This is a genomic window from Pseudomonas sp. G(2018) (genome assembly GCF_005502415.1).
GTDB lineage: Bacteria > Pseudomonadota > Gammaproteobacteria > Pseudomonadales > Pseudomonadaceae > Aquipseudomonas.
Genome location: NZ_SCOO01000006.1, coordinates 157,062 through 175,528, shown reverse-complemented (window position 1 = coordinate 175,528; position 18,467 = coordinate 157,062). Strand labels below are relative to the sequence as shown.

The 18,467-nt window shown below is 59.6% G+C and carries 15 protein-coding genes; 12 read left to right on the top strand and 3 right to left on the bottom strand.

Annotated features, from left to right (window positions below):
- Window positions 1-113: 113 nt before the first annotated feature.
- Window positions 114-1,088, top strand: coding sequence for a serine/threonine protein kinase (locus FFS64_RS08640; RefSeq protein ID WP_095195908.1), 975 nt, complete (start codon window positions 114-116; stop codon window positions 1,086-1,088).
- A 194-nt stretch (window positions 1,089-1,282) separates the two neighbouring features.
- Window positions 1,283-2,170 (top strand): EamA family transporter RarD, encoded by an 888-nt coding sequence (gene rarD / locus FFS64_RS08635; protein WP_137805018.1) that lies wholly within the window; start codon window positions 1,283-1,285, stop codon window positions 2,168-2,170.
- A gap of 215 nt (window positions 2,171-2,385) precedes the next feature.
- Here the strand turns inward: rarD and FFS64_RS08630 are convergent, their stop codons facing one another.
- Window positions 2,386-2,904: a glycine cleavage system protein R gene (locus FFS64_RS08630; protein ID WP_128604920.1), complete on the bottom strand. Its 519-nt coding sequence runs from the start codon at window positions 2,902-2,904 to the stop codon at window positions 2,386-2,388.
- Window positions 2,905-3,393: 489 nt separating this feature from the next.
- Between FFS64_RS08630 and FFS64_RS08625 the strand changes: the two genes are divergently transcribed.
- Window positions 3,394-5,583: a malate synthase G gene (locus tag FFS64_RS08625; RefSeq protein WP_137805017.1), complete on the top strand. Its 2,190-nt coding sequence runs from the start codon at window positions 3,394-3,396 to the stop codon at window positions 5,581-5,583.
- A 118-nt stretch (window positions 5,584-5,701) separates the two neighbouring features.
- Here the strand turns inward: FFS64_RS08625 and FFS64_RS08620 are convergent, their stop codons facing one another.
- Window positions 5,702-6,148 carry a response regulator gene (locus tag FFS64_RS08620; protein WP_137805016.1) on the bottom strand — a complete coding sequence of 149 codons (447 nt, stop codon included), beginning with the start codon at window positions 6,146-6,148 and terminating at the stop codon, window positions 5,702-5,704.
- A 253-nt stretch (window positions 6,149-6,401) separates the two neighbouring features.
- On the opposite strand from FFS64_RS08620, the gene FFS64_RS08615 reads away from it, so the two are divergent.
- The 9 genes from FFS64_RS08615 to FFS64_RS08575 all read left to right on the top strand — a co-directional run bounded on the left by FFS64_RS08615 (window position 6,402) and on the right by FFS64_RS08575 (window position 16,742).
- On the top strand, window positions 6,402-8,342 hold the full coding sequence (locus FFS64_RS08615; protein WP_137805015.1) for a putative nucleotidyltransferase substrate binding domain-containing protein: 1,941 nt from the start codon (window positions 6,402-6,404) through the stop codon (window positions 8,340-8,342).
- Window positions 8,343-8,352: 10 nt separating this feature from the next.
- Window positions 8,353-9,060 carry a PolC-type DNA polymerase III gene (locus FFS64_RS08610; RefSeq protein WP_137805014.1) on the top strand — a complete coding sequence of 236 codons (708 nt, stop codon included), beginning with the start codon at window positions 8,353-8,355 and terminating at the stop codon, window positions 9,058-9,060.
- Window positions 9,061-9,282: 222 nt separating this feature from the next.
- Window positions 9,283-9,801 (top strand): RNA polymerase sigma factor, encoded by a 519-nt coding sequence (locus FFS64_RS08605; protein WP_137805013.1) that lies wholly within the window; start codon window positions 9,283-9,285, stop codon window positions 9,799-9,801.
- Window positions 9,798-10,772, top strand: coding sequence for a FecR domain-containing protein (locus tag FFS64_RS08600; RefSeq protein ID WP_137805012.1), 975 nt, complete (start codon window positions 9,798-9,800; stop codon window positions 10,770-10,772). The genes FFS64_RS08605 and FFS64_RS08600 overlap by 4 nt, the downstream gene beginning before the upstream one ends.
- Before the next feature lie 236 nt (window positions 10,773-11,008).
- Window positions 11,009-13,435, top strand: coding sequence for a TonB-dependent siderophore receptor (locus FFS64_RS08595; RefSeq protein WP_137805011.1), 2,427 nt, complete (start codon window positions 11,009-11,011; stop codon window positions 13,433-13,435).
- A gap of 72 nt (window positions 13,436-13,507) precedes the next feature.
- On the top strand, window positions 13,508-14,638 hold the full coding sequence (locus FFS64_RS08590; RefSeq protein ID WP_137805010.1) for a PepSY domain-containing protein: 1,131 nt from the start codon (window positions 13,508-13,510) through the stop codon (window positions 14,636-14,638).
- Entirely contained in the window at window positions 14,635-14,814 is a 180-nt protein-coding gene (locus FFS64_RS08585; RefSeq protein ID WP_137805009.1) for a hypothetical protein, read from the top strand. Before FFS64_RS08590 ends, FFS64_RS08585 begins: the two co-directional genes overlap by 4 nt.
- A 163-nt stretch (window positions 14,815-14,977) precedes the next feature.
- Window positions 14,978-15,607: a glutathione S-transferase gene (locus FFS64_RS08580; RefSeq protein WP_137805008.1), complete on the top strand. Its 630-nt coding sequence runs from the start codon at window positions 14,978-14,980 to the stop codon at window positions 15,605-15,607.
- Between the two features lie 103 nt (window positions 15,608-15,710).
- Window positions 15,711-16,742 (top strand): RHS repeat-associated core domain-containing protein, encoded by a 1,032-nt coding sequence (locus tag FFS64_RS08575; protein ID WP_137805007.1) that lies wholly within the window; start codon window positions 15,711-15,713, stop codon window positions 16,740-16,742.
- Between the two features lie 265 nt (window positions 16,743-17,007).
- Here the strand turns inward: FFS64_RS08575 and creD are convergent, their stop codons facing one another.
- The gene (gene creD / locus FFS64_RS08565; RefSeq protein WP_137805005.1) at window positions 17,008-18,378 is read right to left on the bottom strand and encodes a cell envelope integrity protein CreD; all 1,371 of its coding nucleotides are present in this window, start codon (window positions 18,376-18,378) and stop codon (window positions 17,008-17,010) included.
- Between the last annotated feature and the right edge of the window lie 89 nt (window positions 18,379-18,467).

The following is an 18,467-nucleotide window of genomic DNA, read 5'->3' as shown; positions in this document are numbered from 1 at the left end:
CCGCGATGACGTCAGTCCAGACGCCCCACATCTCAAGCCTGAACACTAAAGTCGGCTCGTCTGCGCTACCATGCCTGGCCGGACGCAGCAGCCTGCTGCGCGCAGGAGTCAGCATGGCCCACCCGTTTGAAACCCTCACCCCAGACCTCGTACTCGATGCCGTAGAAAGCATCGGTTTTTTGAGCGATGCGCGCATTCTGGCGCTCAACAGCTACGAAAACCGTGTCTATCAGGTCGGCATCGAAGACTCCGAGCCGCTGATCGCCAAGTTTTACCGCCCGCAGCGCTGGACCAACGAAGCGATTCTGGAAGAACACCAGTTCACCTTCGAACTCACCGAAGTCGAGGTGCCGGTGGTTGCGCCGTTGATCCACAAGGGTGAAACCCTGCACGAACACAACGGCTTCCGTTTCACCCTGTTCCCCCGCCGTGGCGGCCGCGCGCCGGAGCCTGGCAACCTTGATCAGCTGTATCGCCTGGGGCAACTGCTCGGTCGCCTGCACGCGGTCGGTGCGACCAAACCGTTCGAGCACCGCGAAGCACTGGCAGTCAAAAACTTCGGCCATGACTCGCTGGCGACCTTGCTCGAAGGCAATTTCATACCGCGCAGTTTGCTGCCGGCCTACGAGTCCGTAGCCCGCGACCTGCTCAAACGTGTGGAAGATGCCTACAGCAACACACCGCACCAGAACATCCGCATGCACGGCGATTGCCACCCGGGCAACATGATGTGCCGCGACGAGATGTTCCACATCGTCGACCTCGACGACTGTCGCATGGGTCCGGCGGTACAGGACATCTGGATGATGTTGGCCGGCAACCGTCAGGAATGTCTGGGACAGTTGTCGGAATTGATGGACGGCTACAACGAATTCCACGATTTCGACCCGCGGGAACTGGCGCTGATCGAACCGTTGCGCGCCCTGCGCCTGATGCACTACAGCGCTTGGCTCGCCCGGCGCTGGGACGACCCGGCCTTCCCGCGCAGCTTTCCGTGGTTCGGCACCGAGCGGTATTGGGGTGATCAGGTGTTGGCGTTGCGTGAGCAATTGGCCGCACTCAACGAAGAACCACTCAAACTTTTCTGATTCACCCAGATTCAATGTGGGAGCGAGCCTGCTCGCGAATACGGTGGCACATCCAGCACATCTGTGGCTGGCACACCGCTTTCGCGAGCAGGCTCGCTCCCACAGGTTGTCAGTGCTCACCATTCCAGCAGGACATTAGCAACCAAACCTCCTTACAATCCCTTCTTTGTTAGCTGCCTAAGCAAGGATTCTGCATGCAAGCTGCCAACCCGCGTCGCGGGTACATTCTGGGTCTGAGTGCCTACATCATCTGGGGACTTTTCCCGCTCTACTTCAAAGCCATCGCCAGCGTTCCCGCCGTGGAGATCATCATCCATCGGGTGCTGTGGTCGGCACTGTTCGGCGCCTTGTTGCTGTTGGTCTGGAAGCACCCGGGCTGGTGGCGCGAATTGCGGGAAAATCCGCGACGGCTGGCGATCCTGGCGTTGAGCGGCACGCTGATCGCGGCCAACTGGTTGACTTATGTGTGGTCGGTCAATAACGGACGCATGCTCGAGGCCAGTCTCGGCTACTACATCAATCCGCTGGTGAACGTGCTGCTGGGCATGCTGATCCTAGGCGAACGGTTGCGGCGCATGCAGTGGATTGCCGTGGGCCTGGCGACGATCGGTGTGGCACAACAGGTGTGGCAGGTCGGCAGCCTGCCATGGGTGTCGTTGGTGCTGGCCCTGACTTTCGGTTTCTACGGACTTATCCGCAAACAGGCACCGGTCAAGGCGCTACCAGGGCTGGTGGTCGAAACCTGGATGCTGGTACCGATTGCCGTCGCCTGGTTGCTATTCAACCCGGCCGCCAGCAGCGCCCAGGCAGAGTTCTGGACCACATCCGAAGCCTGGTGGCTGGTGGCGGCCGGGCCGGTGACGCTGGTGCCGCTAGTATGTTTCAACGCCGCTGCCCGGCATTTGCCCTACACAACCCTCGGTTTTCTCCAATACCTGGCGCCGACCCTGGTATTGCTGCAGGCCGTGTTGCTGTTTGGCGAGCATTTGTCGTCGAGCACGCTGCTGGCGTTCATCTTTATCTGGGCCGGTCTGGCGGTTTACAGCGTTGATGCGTGGATAAGTCTGCGCCGCCGAAACTGATCAAAAAACGTACAACCCTTTGCAGGCCACGTTTGACGTGGCCTGCAAGGTTCCTTCCCAAGGTTATCCACAGCGTGATCCCCGGCGTTTGTGCGCAAGTTACTGAATGCTGGCGATTTTTTGATCAAACCCTGCCAAGCCACGGCGGATGTGGCCTGGCGGGCTGTCTCTACAGGTTATCCACAGGCAGGTGCACGTTTAACTTGGATAACCCATCAGGGTTCACTGCGCAGCACCAACTCCACCATCAGATCATCGGCCAGGGTTTCCAGGCGTGATTGCAGGACATCGAGGGACAGCGTCAATGGCACCGCAAGGATCGCTTCGGCGTGAAACAGCGGCTCGCTGCTCATCGGTGCCGGGCGCACTTCAGTCACCAGCCGTTCCAGGTTAACGCCCTGTTCACTCAGCAACCGCGTGATATCGCGCACGATCCCCGGCCGGTCATTGCCCACCAGCTCCATGGCGATGGGTTTCCAGGTGCAGGATTGTTCGATACCGCTTTCGGCAATCATCACGCGAATGCCTTGGGCAGACAACGCTAGCAGTGCATTCACCAGCTCATCGTAGCCTTCGGCCGGTACCCCCACCCGAAGAATCCCGGCAAATTGCCCGGCCATGCGCGACATGCGGCTTTCCAGCCAGTTACCGCCATGCTCGGCAATGCATTGGGCAATGCGCTCGACCTGCCCAGGCTTGTCCGGAGCGAAAACTGTGAGTACGAGGTGGTCCATGGCGCAGCCCTCTGGTCATGATTTTTGTTTTAGAAATCCAAGTATAGGCAAGGGTTAAACCTGCGCTGGCAGGTCTGACGCCTGCTCGCGAATGGATCCCGCTGATGCACCTGCCAACCATAAATCGTGTACAACTTTTTATATTTAACTGGAACAATCTCATACTTTTTTGAGAACATCCCGATCCCCGACGTGACTGCAATGCGTCACGGGGTCGCAGAACGACGTAATTAGTCTAATTTTCACAAGCGCAATTCATCATGTAGTATGCCGCAGCGCGCACTACATAACGTTGGATCGATGTCTGCCACAGGCGCAGTCGCATCCCTGAAAGCCCCGTCAGCAAGGCCTCAACGCCGTTGATTGGTCCCAACCCAGCCGTCAGAAATGGCATGCACTGGTCGCAGGGTTTGTGGTTTAAATGCCAGAGGCTTCATTGTTAAATTGAAGAGCTGAAAAGCGAAATAGCTGAGCAGAGTGAGGCAAGCAATGACTGAACACGTTCAAGTCGGTGGCCTGCAGGTCGCCAAAGTCCTGTTCGACTTCGTGAACAACGAAGCCATTCCCGGAACCGGCCTCACCGCCGATCAGTTCTGGGCCGGTGCCGACAAGGTCATTCATGACCTGGCGCCGAAGAACAAAGCCCTACTCGCCAAACGCGATGATTTCCAGGCTCGTATCGATTCCTGGCACCAGGAACGCAAAGCTCTTGGGACAGCTCAGGTGCACGACCCGAAGGCCTACAAAGCCTTCCTGCAAGACATCGGTTATCTGCTGCCAGAAGCGGCCGATTTCCAGGCGACGACGCAAAACGTCGATGAAGAAATCGCCCGCATGGCCGGCCCACAACTCGTGGTGCCGGTGATGAACGCCCGTTTCGCACTCAATGCTTCGAACGCCCGCTGGGGTTCGCTGTATGACGCGCTGTACGGCACCGACGCCATCAGCGAAGCCGATGGCGCGGAAAAAGGCAAAGGCTACAACAAGGTTCGCGGCGACAAGGTCATCGCCTTCGCCCGCGCCTTCCTCGACGAAGCGGCGCCATTGGCCGCCGGTTCCCACGTCGACTCCACCCGTTACACCATCGTTGACGGCAAACTGGTTGTCGCCCTTGCCGGCGGCAGCAACACCGGCCTGCGCAATGACGCTCAATTGATCGGCTTCCAGGGCGACGCTTCGGCACCGACCGCGATCCTGCTGAAGAACAACGGCCTGCACTTCGAAATCCAGGTCGATGCCAGCACCCCGGTCGGCCAGACCGACGCTGCCGGCGTCAAAGACGTCCTGATGGAAGCCGCGCTGACCACCATCATGGACTGCGAAGACTCCGTCGCCGCCGTCGATGCCGATGACAAGGTGGTGATCTACCGCAACTGGCTCGGTCTGATGAAGGGCGACCTGTCGGAAGAAGTCGCCAAGGGCGGCAAGACCTTTACCCGTACCATGAACGCCGACCGCACCTACACCTCGGTCGACGGCAGCCAATTGAGCCTGCACGGTCGCTCGCTGTTGTTTGTGCGCAACGTCGGTCACCTGATGACCATCGACGCGATCCTCGACAAAGATGGCAACGAAGTGCCGGAAGGCATCCTCGACGGTCTGGTGACTGTTCTGGCGGCGATGCACAACCTGAACGGCAACACCTCACGCAAAAACACCCGCACCGGCTCGGTCTACATCGTTAAACCGAAAATGCACGGCCCTGAAGAAGCCGCGTTCACCAACGAGCTGTTCGGGCGCATCGAAGACGTGCTGGGTCTGCCGCGCAACACCCTCAAAGTCGGGATCATGGACGAGGAGCGCCGTACCACGGTCAACCTCAAGGCCTGCATCAAGGCGGCGAGTGAGCGTGTGGTGTTCATCAACACCGGTTTCCTCGACCGCACCGGCGATGAAATCCATACCTCCATGGAAGCCGGCCCGATGGTGCGCAAGGCGGACATGAAGGCGGAAAAATGGATCGGCGCCTACGAGAACTCCAACGTCGATATCGGTTTGAGTACCGGCCTGCAAGGTCGTGCGCAGATCGGCAAGGGCATGTGGGCCATGCCTGACCTGATGGCGGCGATGCTGGAACAGAAAATCGCTCACCCCCTGGCCGGTGCCAACACCGCCTGGGTGCCTTCGCCGACCGCCGCCGCGCTGCACGCACTGCACTACCACAAGGTCGACGTGTTCGCCCGTCAGGCCGAACTGGCCAAACGTGCCCGAGCATCGGTGGACGACATCCTGACCATCCCGCTGGCAGTCAATCCGCAGTGGACCGCCGAACAGATCAAGAATGAACTGGACAACAATGCCCAGGGCATCCTCGGTTATGTCGTGCGCTGGATCGACCAGGGCGTCGGCTGTTCAAAAGTGCCGGACATCAATGACGTCGGCCTGATGGAAGACCGTGCCACGCTGCGTATTTCCAGCCAGCACATCGCCAACTGGCTGCGCCACGGCATCGTCACCGAAGAACAGGTGATGGAAAGCCTCAAGCGCATGGCGCCGGTGGTTGACCGTCAGAACGCCAATGACCCGCTGTATCGCCCGCTGGCACCGGACTTCGACAGCAACATCGCCTTCCAGGCAGCCGTCGAGCTGGTGATCGAAGGCACCAAACAGCCGAACGGCTACACCGAGCCTGTTCTGCACCGTCGTCGTCGCGAGTTCAAGGCTGCCAATGGCCTGTAACTGAGCGCTGATGCCGGACATGAAAAAGCCCTGATCGAAAGACCAGGGCTTTTTTTGTCGCTTGGAAACAGCAGCGCTTGCCCGCGAAAGCAATTGAACAGGAAACACAAACCCTGGATCAGGGCCCCATCCCCAACTCATGCTTGACCAACCCCAGCAACTTGCCGGAATCGATGGGCTTGAGCAGAAAATCCACCACGCTCAAATGCATCGCGGCGATGGCGTCTTTCACGTCGGCGTCACCCGAGACGATGATGATCGGCATCGCCGCCCGTACCGACTCCCGCACCTGGCGAATCAGATCCAGGCCATCGACATGCCCCATCCGCAGATCGGTGATCACCAGGCCGATCGAGGGTTTCTCTTCGAGCATCTTGAGCGCGGTTTCACCGCTGGCCGCCGTCATGCAACGAATGCCGTCCAGCGCCAGAATCTCTGACAGCAGCTCCCGAGCGTCTTTATCGTCGTCAACGATCAGCACCCGCTGCGGTGGCAGGTCGGGTTCCTGCATGACGGCACTGAGCGCTTCGCGCTCGGCGTCACTCAAAATATCGTGGTCGGACATGGCGCTCTCTACATGTTCAATTCAATTCCCTGACACAGTGGTGAGACATCACTAAGCAGAGCTTCAATGTGCACTTCGTCGGATACTTTTCCAATAGCAGAATAGAGCGATTTTTCTCGCAAATGCGTAAGGCTTTTCCGACACTCAATCACACAGATTGCCTACCTAGACTTACGTCCAATGGGCACCCTGACCGCAGGGGTCGACCATGGGTGAGTCATCCGACAACAACAAATCCAAAAAGACTGCGGTAATGGTTATGAGTAAAGCGGACGCCTTCATACAGGCAGGGAAAACCGCGGTGTTGCAGAACATCCAGGGCACTTTGCAATTCCTTCAGCGCTTCCCGCCCTTCAACCAGATGGAACACGCCCACCTGGCGTATCTGGTCGAGCAATGTCAGCTGCGTTTTTATGGCCCCGGCGAGAGCATCATCAAGCCCGCCGATGGCCCGGTTGAGTACTTTTACATCGTCAAGCAGGGTCGGGTCGTGGGCGAACGTCCGCATTCGGCCAAGGGCGGCACCGAAACCACCTTCGAAATCACCACCGGCGAATGCTTCCCTCTCGCCGCGCTGCTGGGTGAACGTGCGACCCGCACCGAACATCTCGCAGCTGAAGACACCTTTTGCCTACAACTCAACAAGCTGGCGTTCATCAAGCTATTCGCCATTTCCCACACCTTTCGCGACTTTGCCCTACGCGGCGTGAGCAGCCTGCTGGATCAGGTCAACCAGCAAGTCCAGCAAAAAGCTGTGGAAACCCTCGGCACCCAATACTCGCTCAACACTCGCCTGGGTGAGTTGGCCATGCGCCATCCGGTGACATGCGGCCCGGCCACGCCGCTGCGTGAAGCCGTGACCCTGATGCATGAGCAGCAGGTCGGCAGCATCGTGGTGGTCGATGAACACAAGGCGCCACTGGGGATTTTCACCCTGCGTGATTTGCGCCAGGTGGTGGCGAACGGCACCGGTGATTTCGCCGAGGCCATCGAGCGGCATATGACCCAGTCGCCGTTTTACCTGACCCCGGATCACAGCGCGTTCGATGCAGCGATTGCCATGACCGAGCGACATATCGCCCACGTCTGCCTGGTCAAGGATCAGCGCTTGTGCGGTGTGGTCTCTGAACGGGATCTGTTTTCCCTGCAACGGGTCGACCTGGTGCACCTGGCCCGTACCATTCGCAATGCCCCGCGCGTGGAAAACCTGGTGGCGCTACGTGGTGAAATCGGCCAATTGGTGGAGCGGATGCTGGCCCACGGTGCGTCTTCGACGCAGATCACCCACATCATCACCCTGCTCAACGACCACACCGTGTGTCGGGTGATCGAACTGACCCTGGCCGAAAAAGGCGACCCCGGTGTGCCGTTCAGCTGGCTGTGTTTCGGCAGCGAAGGTCGCCGCGAACAGACGCTGCACACCGATCAGGACAACGGCATTCTGTTCGAAGCCCGGGACGCGGCCCATGCAGCGGAAATCCGTGGCAAATTGCTGCCCATCGCGCACCAGATCAACCAAAGCCTGGCGCTGTGCGGCTTCACACTGTGCAAGGGCAACATCATGGCCGGCAATCCCGAGCTGTGTCTGTCCCGGGTCGAATGGGCACGTCGCTTTGCCGCGTTTATCCGCGAGGCGACGCCGGAAAACTTGCTGGGTTCGAGCATCTATTTCGATTTGCGCGTGGTCTGGGGCAGCGAGCAAGGCTGTGAGCAGTTGCGTCGCGGGATTCTCGATCAGGTCGGCGACAACCGCCTGTTTCAGCGCATGATGGCCGAGAATGCATTGCGCAATCGCCCACCCGTAGGCCGTTTCCGCGAGTTCGTGCTGGCGCGCAAGAATGGCGAGAAAGCCACCCTGGACCTGAAGATCCAGGGCCTGACGCCCTTTGTCGACGGCGCCCGATTGCTGGCCCTGGCGCATGGCATCGAGACCAACAATACCCTGGAGCGTTTTCGCCAACTGGTCGATAAAGAGGTCATCGAGCCACTGGACGGCGCGGCGTACGAAGAGGCCTATCACTTCATCCAGCAAACCCGCATGCAACAACATCAGCTACAGACCCGGGAGAATCTGCCCTACTCCAATCGGGTCGATCCGGATAGCCTCAATCATCTGGACCGGCGAATCCTGCGTGAATCCCTGCGCCAGGCGCAACGCCTGCAAAGCAGCCTGACCCTGCGGTATCAACTATGAGCTACCAGCTATGAACCTGTTTTCATGGCTGCGCCCGGCCGGCCCGATTTTGTCCGGGGAACTGCAACAGCGTCTGCAACGCTTGCCGACGGCGACCGCGCTGAGCGAATGCAGCCTGCGCGAACAACGCTGGGTGGTGCTCGATCTGGAAACCACCGGGCTGAACCTGAACAAGGATCGGGTACTCTCCATCGGCGCGGTGGTGATCGAGGATGGCGCGATCGATTTCAGTCAGCAGTTCGAACGCACCCTGCAATGCGCCGAACTCAAACTCGGCCCCAGCGTTTTGATTCACGGCCTGGCGCCCAGTGCAATTGCCGCCGGCAGCGAACCGGCGCAAGCGTTGCTCGAGTTCATGGAGTTCGTCGGCGACAGTCCGTTGCTGGCCTTTCATGCGCCCTTCGACCAGCACATGCTCGGGCGCGCCCTGAAAGACTACCTGGGCTACAAGTTGCAGCATGCCTTTCTGGATGTGGCCGACATCGCACCGCTGCTGTGCCCGCAGGCCAACATCCGCGAGGCGGGGCTGGATGAGTGGATCGACTGGTTCAAACTGGAGGTCTTCGAGCGCCACAACGCCAGCGCCGATGCCCTGGCCACTGCCGAACTGGCGCTGATCCTGTTCAGCCGGGCACGGCAGCAGCAGGTGCATAGCCCGTTGAATTTGCAGCAGCGGTTGAATCAATGGAAACGGCGGCAGCAGACGCCGTCCTTCTAAATCTCTTGTGCCTGTACCGGCCTCTTCGCGGGCAAGCCCGCTCCCACAGGGTCATGCGCAATCCCTGTGGGAGCGAGCCTGCTCGCGAAGAACGATAACGCGGTCCAACTGCCTACCTCCCCTCAAAAGCCACCCGACCAGCGCCAATTGCTTACCTTCCTCGCCTCTGACACAATCGCGAACAATTCTCGTTAGTTAACACTTCCCAATCGGTGATGCTGCGTGTCGTCAGTCCCAAGCCCTCAAAGTGAGCTCGTCGGTGCGCTATATCGCGACCATCGCAGTTGGCTATTGGCCTGGCTTCGTCGCAATGTCGCCTGCCCGCAACGGGCCGAAGACCTGAGCCAGGACACCTTCGTGCGCTTGCTGGGCCGTGAAGAGTTGAAAGAACCCCGCGACCCCCGGGCGTTTCTGGTGGCGATTGCCAAGGGTCTGCTGTTTGATTATTTCCGCCGCGCCGCGTTGGAACAGGCCTACCTCACCGAATTGATGCTGATTCCCGAAGCCGAGCAACCGTCGGTGGAAGAGCAGCAAATGATCCTCGAAGACCTGAAAAACATCGATCGCCTGCTCGGCAAGCTGTCGAGCAAGGCCCGAGCGGCGTTTCTCTACAACCGGCTCGACGGCCTGGGCCACGCGCAAATCGCCGAACGCCTCGGTGTGTCGGTGCCCCGCGTGCGCCAGTACTTGGCCCAGGGCATCCGGCAGTGCTACATCGCGTTGTACGGGGAGCCGACATGAGCCCGGTCAGTTCCAAACCGGTATCGGCGCAAGTCCTGGATGCGGCGATCGCCTGGCAATTGTCGCTGGATTCGGCCAACCCGGTGGAGCGCGAAGAATTCGCCAAATGGCACGCCGCCCACGAAGAACACGCGCGGGCCTGGCGTCAGTTGGGCATGCTCGATCAACGCTTCAGCGTCGCCAGCGGCCCGGCCCGCAACGCCCTGCTGCAATCGCGCGAAGGCATTCGCCGACGGGTGCGCAGGCTCGGCAGCGGTCTGGCCAGTGTCGTCGCGGTGATAGGCCTGGTGTTGTTTGCCGGTGATCGTTACCTGCCGGTCGACTATTGGCTGGCCGACCAACGCACCGCCACTGGCGAGCAACGCACCATTCGCCTGACCGACGGTACGCTGATCAACCTCAATACCCACAGTGCCGTGGACGTGCGCTTCGATGCCAAGCAACGGCTGATCGTCCTGCAGGAAGGGGAAATCCTCGTCGAGACCGGTCACGGCGACGCCCGGCCGTTCATCGTCGAAACCCGTGAAGGCAGCATGCGCGCGCTGGGTACGCGGTTCCTGGTCAAGCGCGAAGAACAAGGCACGCGCCTGAGCGTGTTGCAGTCCGCGGTGGCTGCCCATCCGCAAGCGAGCCCTGACGAGCAAATTCTGCGCGAAGGCCAGCAAGTGCTGATCCGCAACGACGGCCTGGGACCGGTTGCCGCGCTCAACCAGGGCGCCGATGCCTGGACCCGCGGCATGTTGGTGGTGGACAACGCACGCCTGGAAGACCTGGTGCACGAGCTCGCTCGCTATCGCCAAGGACATTTGGGAGTGGCCCCGGAGGTGGCCGACTTGCGGATCACCGGCAGCTTCCCGCTCAAAGACACCGACCTGGCCCTGAGCGCCCTGCTGCCGACCTTGCCGGTGCAGATCGAACAGCGTACGCAGTGGTGGGTGACGGTGGCGGCGAAGACTGAGGCCAAGCCCTGATTTTATGGTGTCTGGACCGGCGCAATCGCGGGCAAGCCACGCTCCCACAGGGCTTTGTGTCGTGCACAGAATTAACGCTCGATACAAATCCTGTGGGAGCGTGGCTTACCCGCGATAGGGCCATCAGCCTCACCACGGATTGATGAATCGATATTATTTTCATCCAGCCCTATCACTTTTCAAATCTCGTCCGGCACCTAGGCAATTGAGAAGTATTCACTTTCAGGAGCCGCTGTATGTCCCGTTCGCTAGACACCTTGTTGCGCCCCAGTTTGCTGGCGATTGCCATTGCCCTTTGCAACCCTTTGGCCAGCAGCCAACTGATCGCCGCTGAACAGGCATCTAGCGTTCGCGCCTACAACTTGCCCGCCGCGCCATTGGCCAGCACCCTGAACCAGATCGCCAGCCAGGCCGGTCTGGCACTGTCGTTGAATCCATCGCTGGCCGCGGGCAAGACGTCTGCCCCGGTCAAAGGCCAGTTCGATGCCGCCGGCGCCCTGCAAGAAGCCTTGCGCGGTACCGGCCTGCAGCTGGAACAGAGCGGCGGCACCTACACCCTCGTAGCTGTACCCGAGGGCGCGATGGCCCTGCCGGCCACCAGCGTGATCGGCGTGGAAAACACCGAAAGCGCCTGGGGCCCGGTAGAAGGGTATGTGGCCAAGCGCACGGCCGCCGGCACCAAGACCGACACTGCACTGGTCGAAGTCCCCCGTTCGATCTCGATTGCCACCCGCGAGCAAATGGACGACCGCAGCGTGCATAGCCTCGACGACGCCGTGCGCTATATGCCCGGCATCACCGCCAGCAGCTACGGCAGCGACACCCGCGCCGACTGGATACGTGTGCGCGGCTTCGAACCGACCCAATTCCTCGATGGCCTGCCGCTGCCTAAAGGTGTGTACGCCAACCCGAAACAGGAAACCTGGAACCTCGACCGTCTCGCCCTGCTGCGCGGCCCGGCCTCGTCGATCTACGGCCAGACTCCGCCGGGCGGCCTGCTGGACATGGTCAGCCGTCGTCCCAGTGCTGAATCGAGCAACGAAATCCAGCTGCAATACGGCAGCGACAATCATCGCCAGATCAACTTCGCCAGCACCGGCAAGATCGACGATGAAGGTCAATTCCTCTACAGCCTGAGCGGTGTGGTGCGCGACAGCGGCACCCAGATCGATCACGTCGACAACAAGCGCTACAACATTGCGCCGAGCGTGACCTGGAACATCGACGAAGACACCAGGTTCACCTTGCTCACGCAATTCACCCGTGACGATACCGGCATCACCAGCCAGTTCCTGCCGATCCAGGGCACCAAGATCAACATGCCGTTCGGTGATGTTTCCCACCACAAGAACCTGGGCGACCCGGACTGGGAATACTACGACCGCACCTACTACGCGCTGGGCTACGCCTTCGAACATCGCCTCAACGATGTCTGGCAGTTCCGCCAGAACCTGCGCTATACCAAGTCCGACCTGTCCTTCCAGGGCATCACCGTCGGCGCATACCCGTTCACCCTGGTCGACGACGAAGGCAATGTGGGCCGCTCGACCACCAGCGTCGACGAAGACATCAGCCAGTTCGCCGTGGACAACAACTTCCAGGCCGACTTCGATACGGGCGAAATTCGTCACACCCTGCTGATCGGTCTCGATCATCAGCGCAGCAACACCAATTACACGTCGATTTTCGGCAGCGCTCCGCCCACCAACGTCAACAACCCGATTTATGGTCAACCCATCGTTCGTCCACCGCGCTCGTCGGCGTTCTATGACTACGATCAGAAGACCTACCAGACCGGCTTGTACATCCAGGACCAGATGGCCCTCGACCAATGGCGCCTGACCCTGGGTGGTCGCGAGGACTGGGTTCACACCGGCACCAAATTCTTCAACAAGGGCGATGCCACCAACACCGAGCGCGACACCAACTTCAGCGGCAACGCAGCGATCAGCTACGTGTTCGATAACGGCTTCGTCCCGTACCTGTCGTATGCAGAATCGTTCCAACCGACCAGCAACGCCACGGCCTCGCCGACCGATTCGTTCAAGCCGACCGAAGGCGAACAATGGGAGCTGGGCATCAAGTACCAGCCACCGGGCAGCAACACGTTGCTGAGCGCCGCTGTGTATGACCTGACCCAGAAAAACGTCTCCGTCACCACCACCAACTCGGATAACGTCTCGATCACCAGCCAGACCGGTGAAGTGAAAGTCAAAGGCCTGGAGCTGGAAGCAGTGTCCGACGTGACCGAGAACCTCAAGGTCATCGCCGCTTACACCCTGGCCAAGTCCGAAGTGCAAAAAGGCGATTTCAAAGGCAATCGCCTGCAATTGATGCCTAACCAACAGGCTTCGCTGTGGGCCGACTACACCTGGCACAACGGCGTGCTGGACGGTTTTGGCATCGGCGCCGGCGCGCGTTACACAGGCAACACCTACGGCGACCAGGGCAATACCTGGCTGGGCAAGGCTGACGCCTACACCGTGTTCGATGCGGCGGTCCACTACAACCTGGGTCGTCTGGACAACAGCTTGAAAGGGGCTTCGCTGGCGCTGAACGCAACCAACCTGTTCGACAAGGATTACATTTCCACCTGCGACGGTTTCTATTGCTACTACGGCGACCAACGCAGTGTCGTGGCCAGTGCCACCTACAAGTGGTAACGGCTTGATCTGACACGCCCAGTACCCAGGCCGTCCAGCAAGGACGGCTTTGGTATTTCTGAAGGCCATGAAATGAAAAGTAAAACAATTCGCCGCTGGTCCTTCGTCCACACCTGGACCAGCCTGATCTGCACCGTGTTTTTGCTGTTGCTGGCACTGACCGGCCTGCCGCTGATCTTCCACCACGAGATCGACCACTTGCTGGGCGATGCCGCCGAGTTGAAGCAAATCCCGGCGGACACCCCGCTGCTGAATTTGCAGCAGCTTGTGCTGGCAGCTGAAAAACATCGCCCGGGCGAAGTCATGCAGTATTTCGGTTTCGACGAAGACGAGCCGAACGCCGCGATCGCGATCATGGCGCCCACCGCCGGCACCGAACCAAACTCGTCCCACACCTTCATGCTCGACGCCCGCACCGGTGAAGCGCTGGAGATGCCGTCGGCCAATGGCGGCTTCATGATGGTCATGCTGCGCCTGCACGTGGACATGTTCGCGGGGCTGCCGGGCAAGCTGTTGCTGGCGTTCATGGGCCTGCTGTTCGTGATCGCGATCGTGTCCGGCACCGTGCTGTACCTGCCGTTCATGCGCCGCTTGACATTCGCCACTGTGCGCCAGGACAAATCCACCCGCCTGCGCTGGCTCGACCTGCACAATCTGATCGGCGTCGTGACCTTGACCTGGGCTTTGGTGGTCGGCGTGACCGGCGTGATCAGTGCCTGCGCCGACCTGCTCATCGCCGCATGGCGCAATGACAGCCTCAGTGCGATGGTTGCGCCGTACCGCGATTCACCGCCGCTGACGCAACTGGCGCCCGCCACGCGTTTGCTCGACATCGCCAAGGAGGTTGCACCGGGCATGCAGCCTGATTTCATTGCCTTCCCCGGCACCCGTTTTTCCAGCGAACACCACTACGCCGTGTTCATGAAAGGCAGCACGCACCTGACGTCACACCTGCTGACACCGGTTCTGATCGACGCCAGCACCCTGCGGGTCACCGCCGTGGCGGAGCGCCCGTGGTACATGGACGCCATGGGCATGTCGCAGCCACTGCATTTCGGTGACTACGGCGGCATGCCGATGCAAATCCTCTGGGCGACCCTGGATGTGCTGACCATCATTGTGCTCGGCAGCGGGGTTTACCTGTGGGTGGTGCGGCGCAAGGCCGCCAGACCGGTGCTGGAAAAAGCGGAGAGCGTGGCATGAAACCCCGGCAGTCGAACTTCTGGAAGGTCTTCGCCACGCCCACCGTCATCGCCCTGTTCAGCGCAGCGGGGTTGTTTGCCGCGTTGCTTGGCGATGGGGTGTGGGATGCGCTGAGCTGGTTGGGGTTGGGCATTCCAGCCGCTCTCGCCTTACGCGGCCTGCTGCAACGCCACTGATCACCCGCTTCCTGTAGGAGCGAGCTTGCTCGCGATGCACCCGAGAGCGCCTCGGGGTGTCAGGACTCCAGCGTCATCGTTGGCGACCCTCGCGAGCAAGCTCGCTCCTACAGAGGCCCACGCGCTATGCTGCCCCGACACTGCCACTGACCGAGACGTTGCCATGTCCGCCCCGAGCATGACCCTGTACCACAACCCGCTCTCCCCCTTCGTTCGCAAAGTCATGGTGCTGCTGCACGAAACCGGTCAACAGGACCGCGTGGCCCTGCAAAACTGCGTACTCACGCCGGTCGATCCGGACAAGGCACTGATCGACGATAACCCCCTGAGCAAGATCCCGGCCCTGCGCCTGGCCGACGGCAGTGTCATTCACGACAGCCGCGTCATCCTCGACTACCTCGACCACCAGCACGTCGGCAACCCGCTGATCCCCCGAGAAGGCTCCGCACGCTGGCGGCGCCTGACCCTGGCCTCCCTGGCCGACGGAGTCATGGACGCGGCCGTGATGGTGCGCTACGAAGTCGCCCTGCGCGCCCCGGAAAAACACTGGGACGCCTGGCTCGACGGCCAGCGCGACAAAATCCGCCGCGCCGTGGCGCTGCTGGAAAAAGACGCGATTGCCGAACTGACCAGCCATTTCGACGTGGCGGCAATCAGTGTGGCCTGTGCGTTGGGGTATCTGGATCTGCGCCATCCCAACCTGGACTGGCGCACGGAGAATCCGCAATTGGCGGCGTGGTATTTCGAGGTGAGTCAGCGGCCTTCGATGTTGGCGACGAGACCGAAGATTTGAATTTGGCAAGGGGAAAAAACTAGCAGTTCTGATAGTAGGCAGCAGCTGAAAAAGCTCCGATGCTCAGGGTCTGAATGTAGGAACCTTGTTCGGAGTTCAGCCCATGCCTATCTCACCGCGTGAAACCTCAAAGTGCAACTACCACTACGACGCGCTGGACCGCTTAGCGCACAGGACACCACACTCTGAATCTGACACCAGGCGCTTTTACTGCAACGACCGATTGGTAACCGAAATTCAAGGCGCGAAGCGGACCCATATCTTCCAGCATGAAGATCAGTTATTGGCGCAACAGCAGTCCCAAAGTGGTAAATGCGATACAACCCTGCTGGCGACTGATCAACAGCGCTCGGTATTGCACACGCTCACCACAACATCACTTCGCGCCTTCGCATACACGCCGTACGGTCATAACCCAAAGAATGGATTGCCCGGTTTGCCGGGGTACACCGGCGAACAGCCGGATCCGGTCACCGGGCACATCCATTTGGGAAATGGGTTTCGGCAATTTAATCCAGTGTTGATGCGGTTTAACCGTCCAGAAAGTACCCGGTACAGCCCGTTTAGGGAGGGTGGGTTGAATGCTTATGCGTATTGCGCGGGCGATCCAGTTAACAACAGAGATCCAAATGGGCATGCATTTTTTGGAGTTCTTTTGACTGTCTTGGGCGTTGGCGCCATTGCTGGAGGCTCAGTGCTTATTAAGAAGAATGAATCTTCAGCTCCGCTGTTTTTTGTTGGTCTTGCACTGACCGCTTTAGGAGTCGGCATGACGCTAGGAGGTTTGGCTTTTGCCTCTGTACCGGGCCGCAGGCCAGGTTTGCACCCTGTGGCACGCATTTCACAAAGTCGGTACGCAAACAGGGCTTCAATTTCAAGTGGCTCTACATATTCGGCGAGATCTTCTATTTCAAGTGGTTCTACATATTCAGCGAGATCTTCAATTTCAAGTGAATTATCATCTCTAGGTCGTAGTCAGCCTACTTCGCGCCAAGCAGCGAATGCGCTAAATCCCGCAAACAACAGGATCGACTTACCACCCCCCTACCCATTCAACCAATTACCGAGTGCCAGGCCAGTATCACCTCCACCCCCATATGAGTCCTTGGAAATGACTAATATTCGCCAACGATGATAGGTACCCGCTCAAACATTGCTCGCGAAACAAATGCCGTGCCCTCAGCAACCCGGTTTGTTCGCAATAACACGACGAGCCGGTTTTTGATCTCGCTCGCACACTCGATCTTCGGTTCGAATGTATTGTGCGTTTAGAGAAGATCCCTCGTGGGAGCGAGCCTGCTCGCGAAAGCACCAGCACGGTTTATCTGGTAGCCACTGCAAAATCAGCGTCGCCAACACCTCCCCTTCCCGTCGATCCTCACGCAACCCCACCCACCCACTCATTCCAGCGCTCCAAGATCAAACTCCAGCGGCTTGGCCACCTTCTGCCCAACCCCATACCAATCCAGCTTGCGCGTCAGCACCATGAACACACCCAACAACCCGAACAGCAACAACGACCCCATCAACAACGCGTAATCCTCGGCACTCAGCAAGCCATAAAGCAGGCCATACAACGCCGCCAACCCCGCCGAAAAACTCAAGCCATGGCGCACGCTGCGCAGCACGTGGCAGACATAGAACCCGATCAACAACACACAACCGCTAGCCGACAGCAAATACGCCAAGGCAAAACCGATGTGTTCGGACAGCGACAGCAACAACAGATAGAAGAACGCCAGTGCCACGCCCACCAACGCGTATTGCACCGGGTGCACCGCCAGGCTTTTCAGCACTTCGAACAGGAAGAAACCGGCGAACGTCAGGACGATGAACAGCAGCGCATATTTGATGGCGCGATCGCTTTTCAGGTACTGGTCCACGGGGTCAATGAAGCTCACGCCAAAGCTGCGGCCATGAAACGCCTCGCAACTGCTGCGGGCGACGCAACCATTCAAGGCTTCTTGCAGGTTTGTGGAGAAAAACGAGGTTTGCCAGTTGGCGGTAAAACCCTGATCGGTGATGTCACGCTGGGCAGGCAGGTAGTTGCCGATGAAGCTCGGATGCGGCCAGTTGGCGGTCAGCGAGACGTTGCTGGTCTTGCCCACCGGCAGGATCTGCAACTGGCCAGTGCCCTGCAGCTTCAGGTCGAAACCGAAAGCCAACTCAGTGTTTTGCTTCGCATCCAACACCGGCAGCGTCACATGGACACCCTCGCCCAGCCAGCCGACCTGACTGCCCGGAACGAAGTCCAGTTTCTGGTCGTTCAGTTCGAGTTTCAAGGCATTTTCGATGCCGCGAATATCGCTGATGCCGACCGCAAGAAACGGCTGGTCGAATTGATAGTCGGCGAAGTCTTCCTTGATGCCCAGTTGTGCCGGCAACGAAAAATGGCCACTGATGCGGTTGTCGGCATGGAACAGACGCGCCTGATAAATCCCCCGGGCACGCAATTCGGTCTGCACCTGGCCGTCGAGTTCAAAGCGCTCTGGCAGGAAATACAACCGGCCGCGCTCTTCGCCGATCTCCTGATAGCGCTGGTTGGTTTTCTCGTTGAGCTTCCAGGTACGCACCACTTTACGGTACGGCACCACCATCAACGGCCCGCTCAATTGCTGGCTGTAGCTGGAGCTGCGGGCGATGTCTTCGAGTACGCCATCGCGCAGTTGCTGGCGGTCCTGGATCACGCCGTTGATCATCAACAGCGGAATCAGCAACAACAGAATCAGTAGGGCGATGGCCCCGAGTTTTAGGGTCAGGCTGCGGTTCATGGGACTCTCCCTGTTTTGGATGGGGAGAGTCTGTAATCGGTGTGTGTGGGCTTTATGGGGGGAATATGGAGATTGTGTGGAGACTGCTC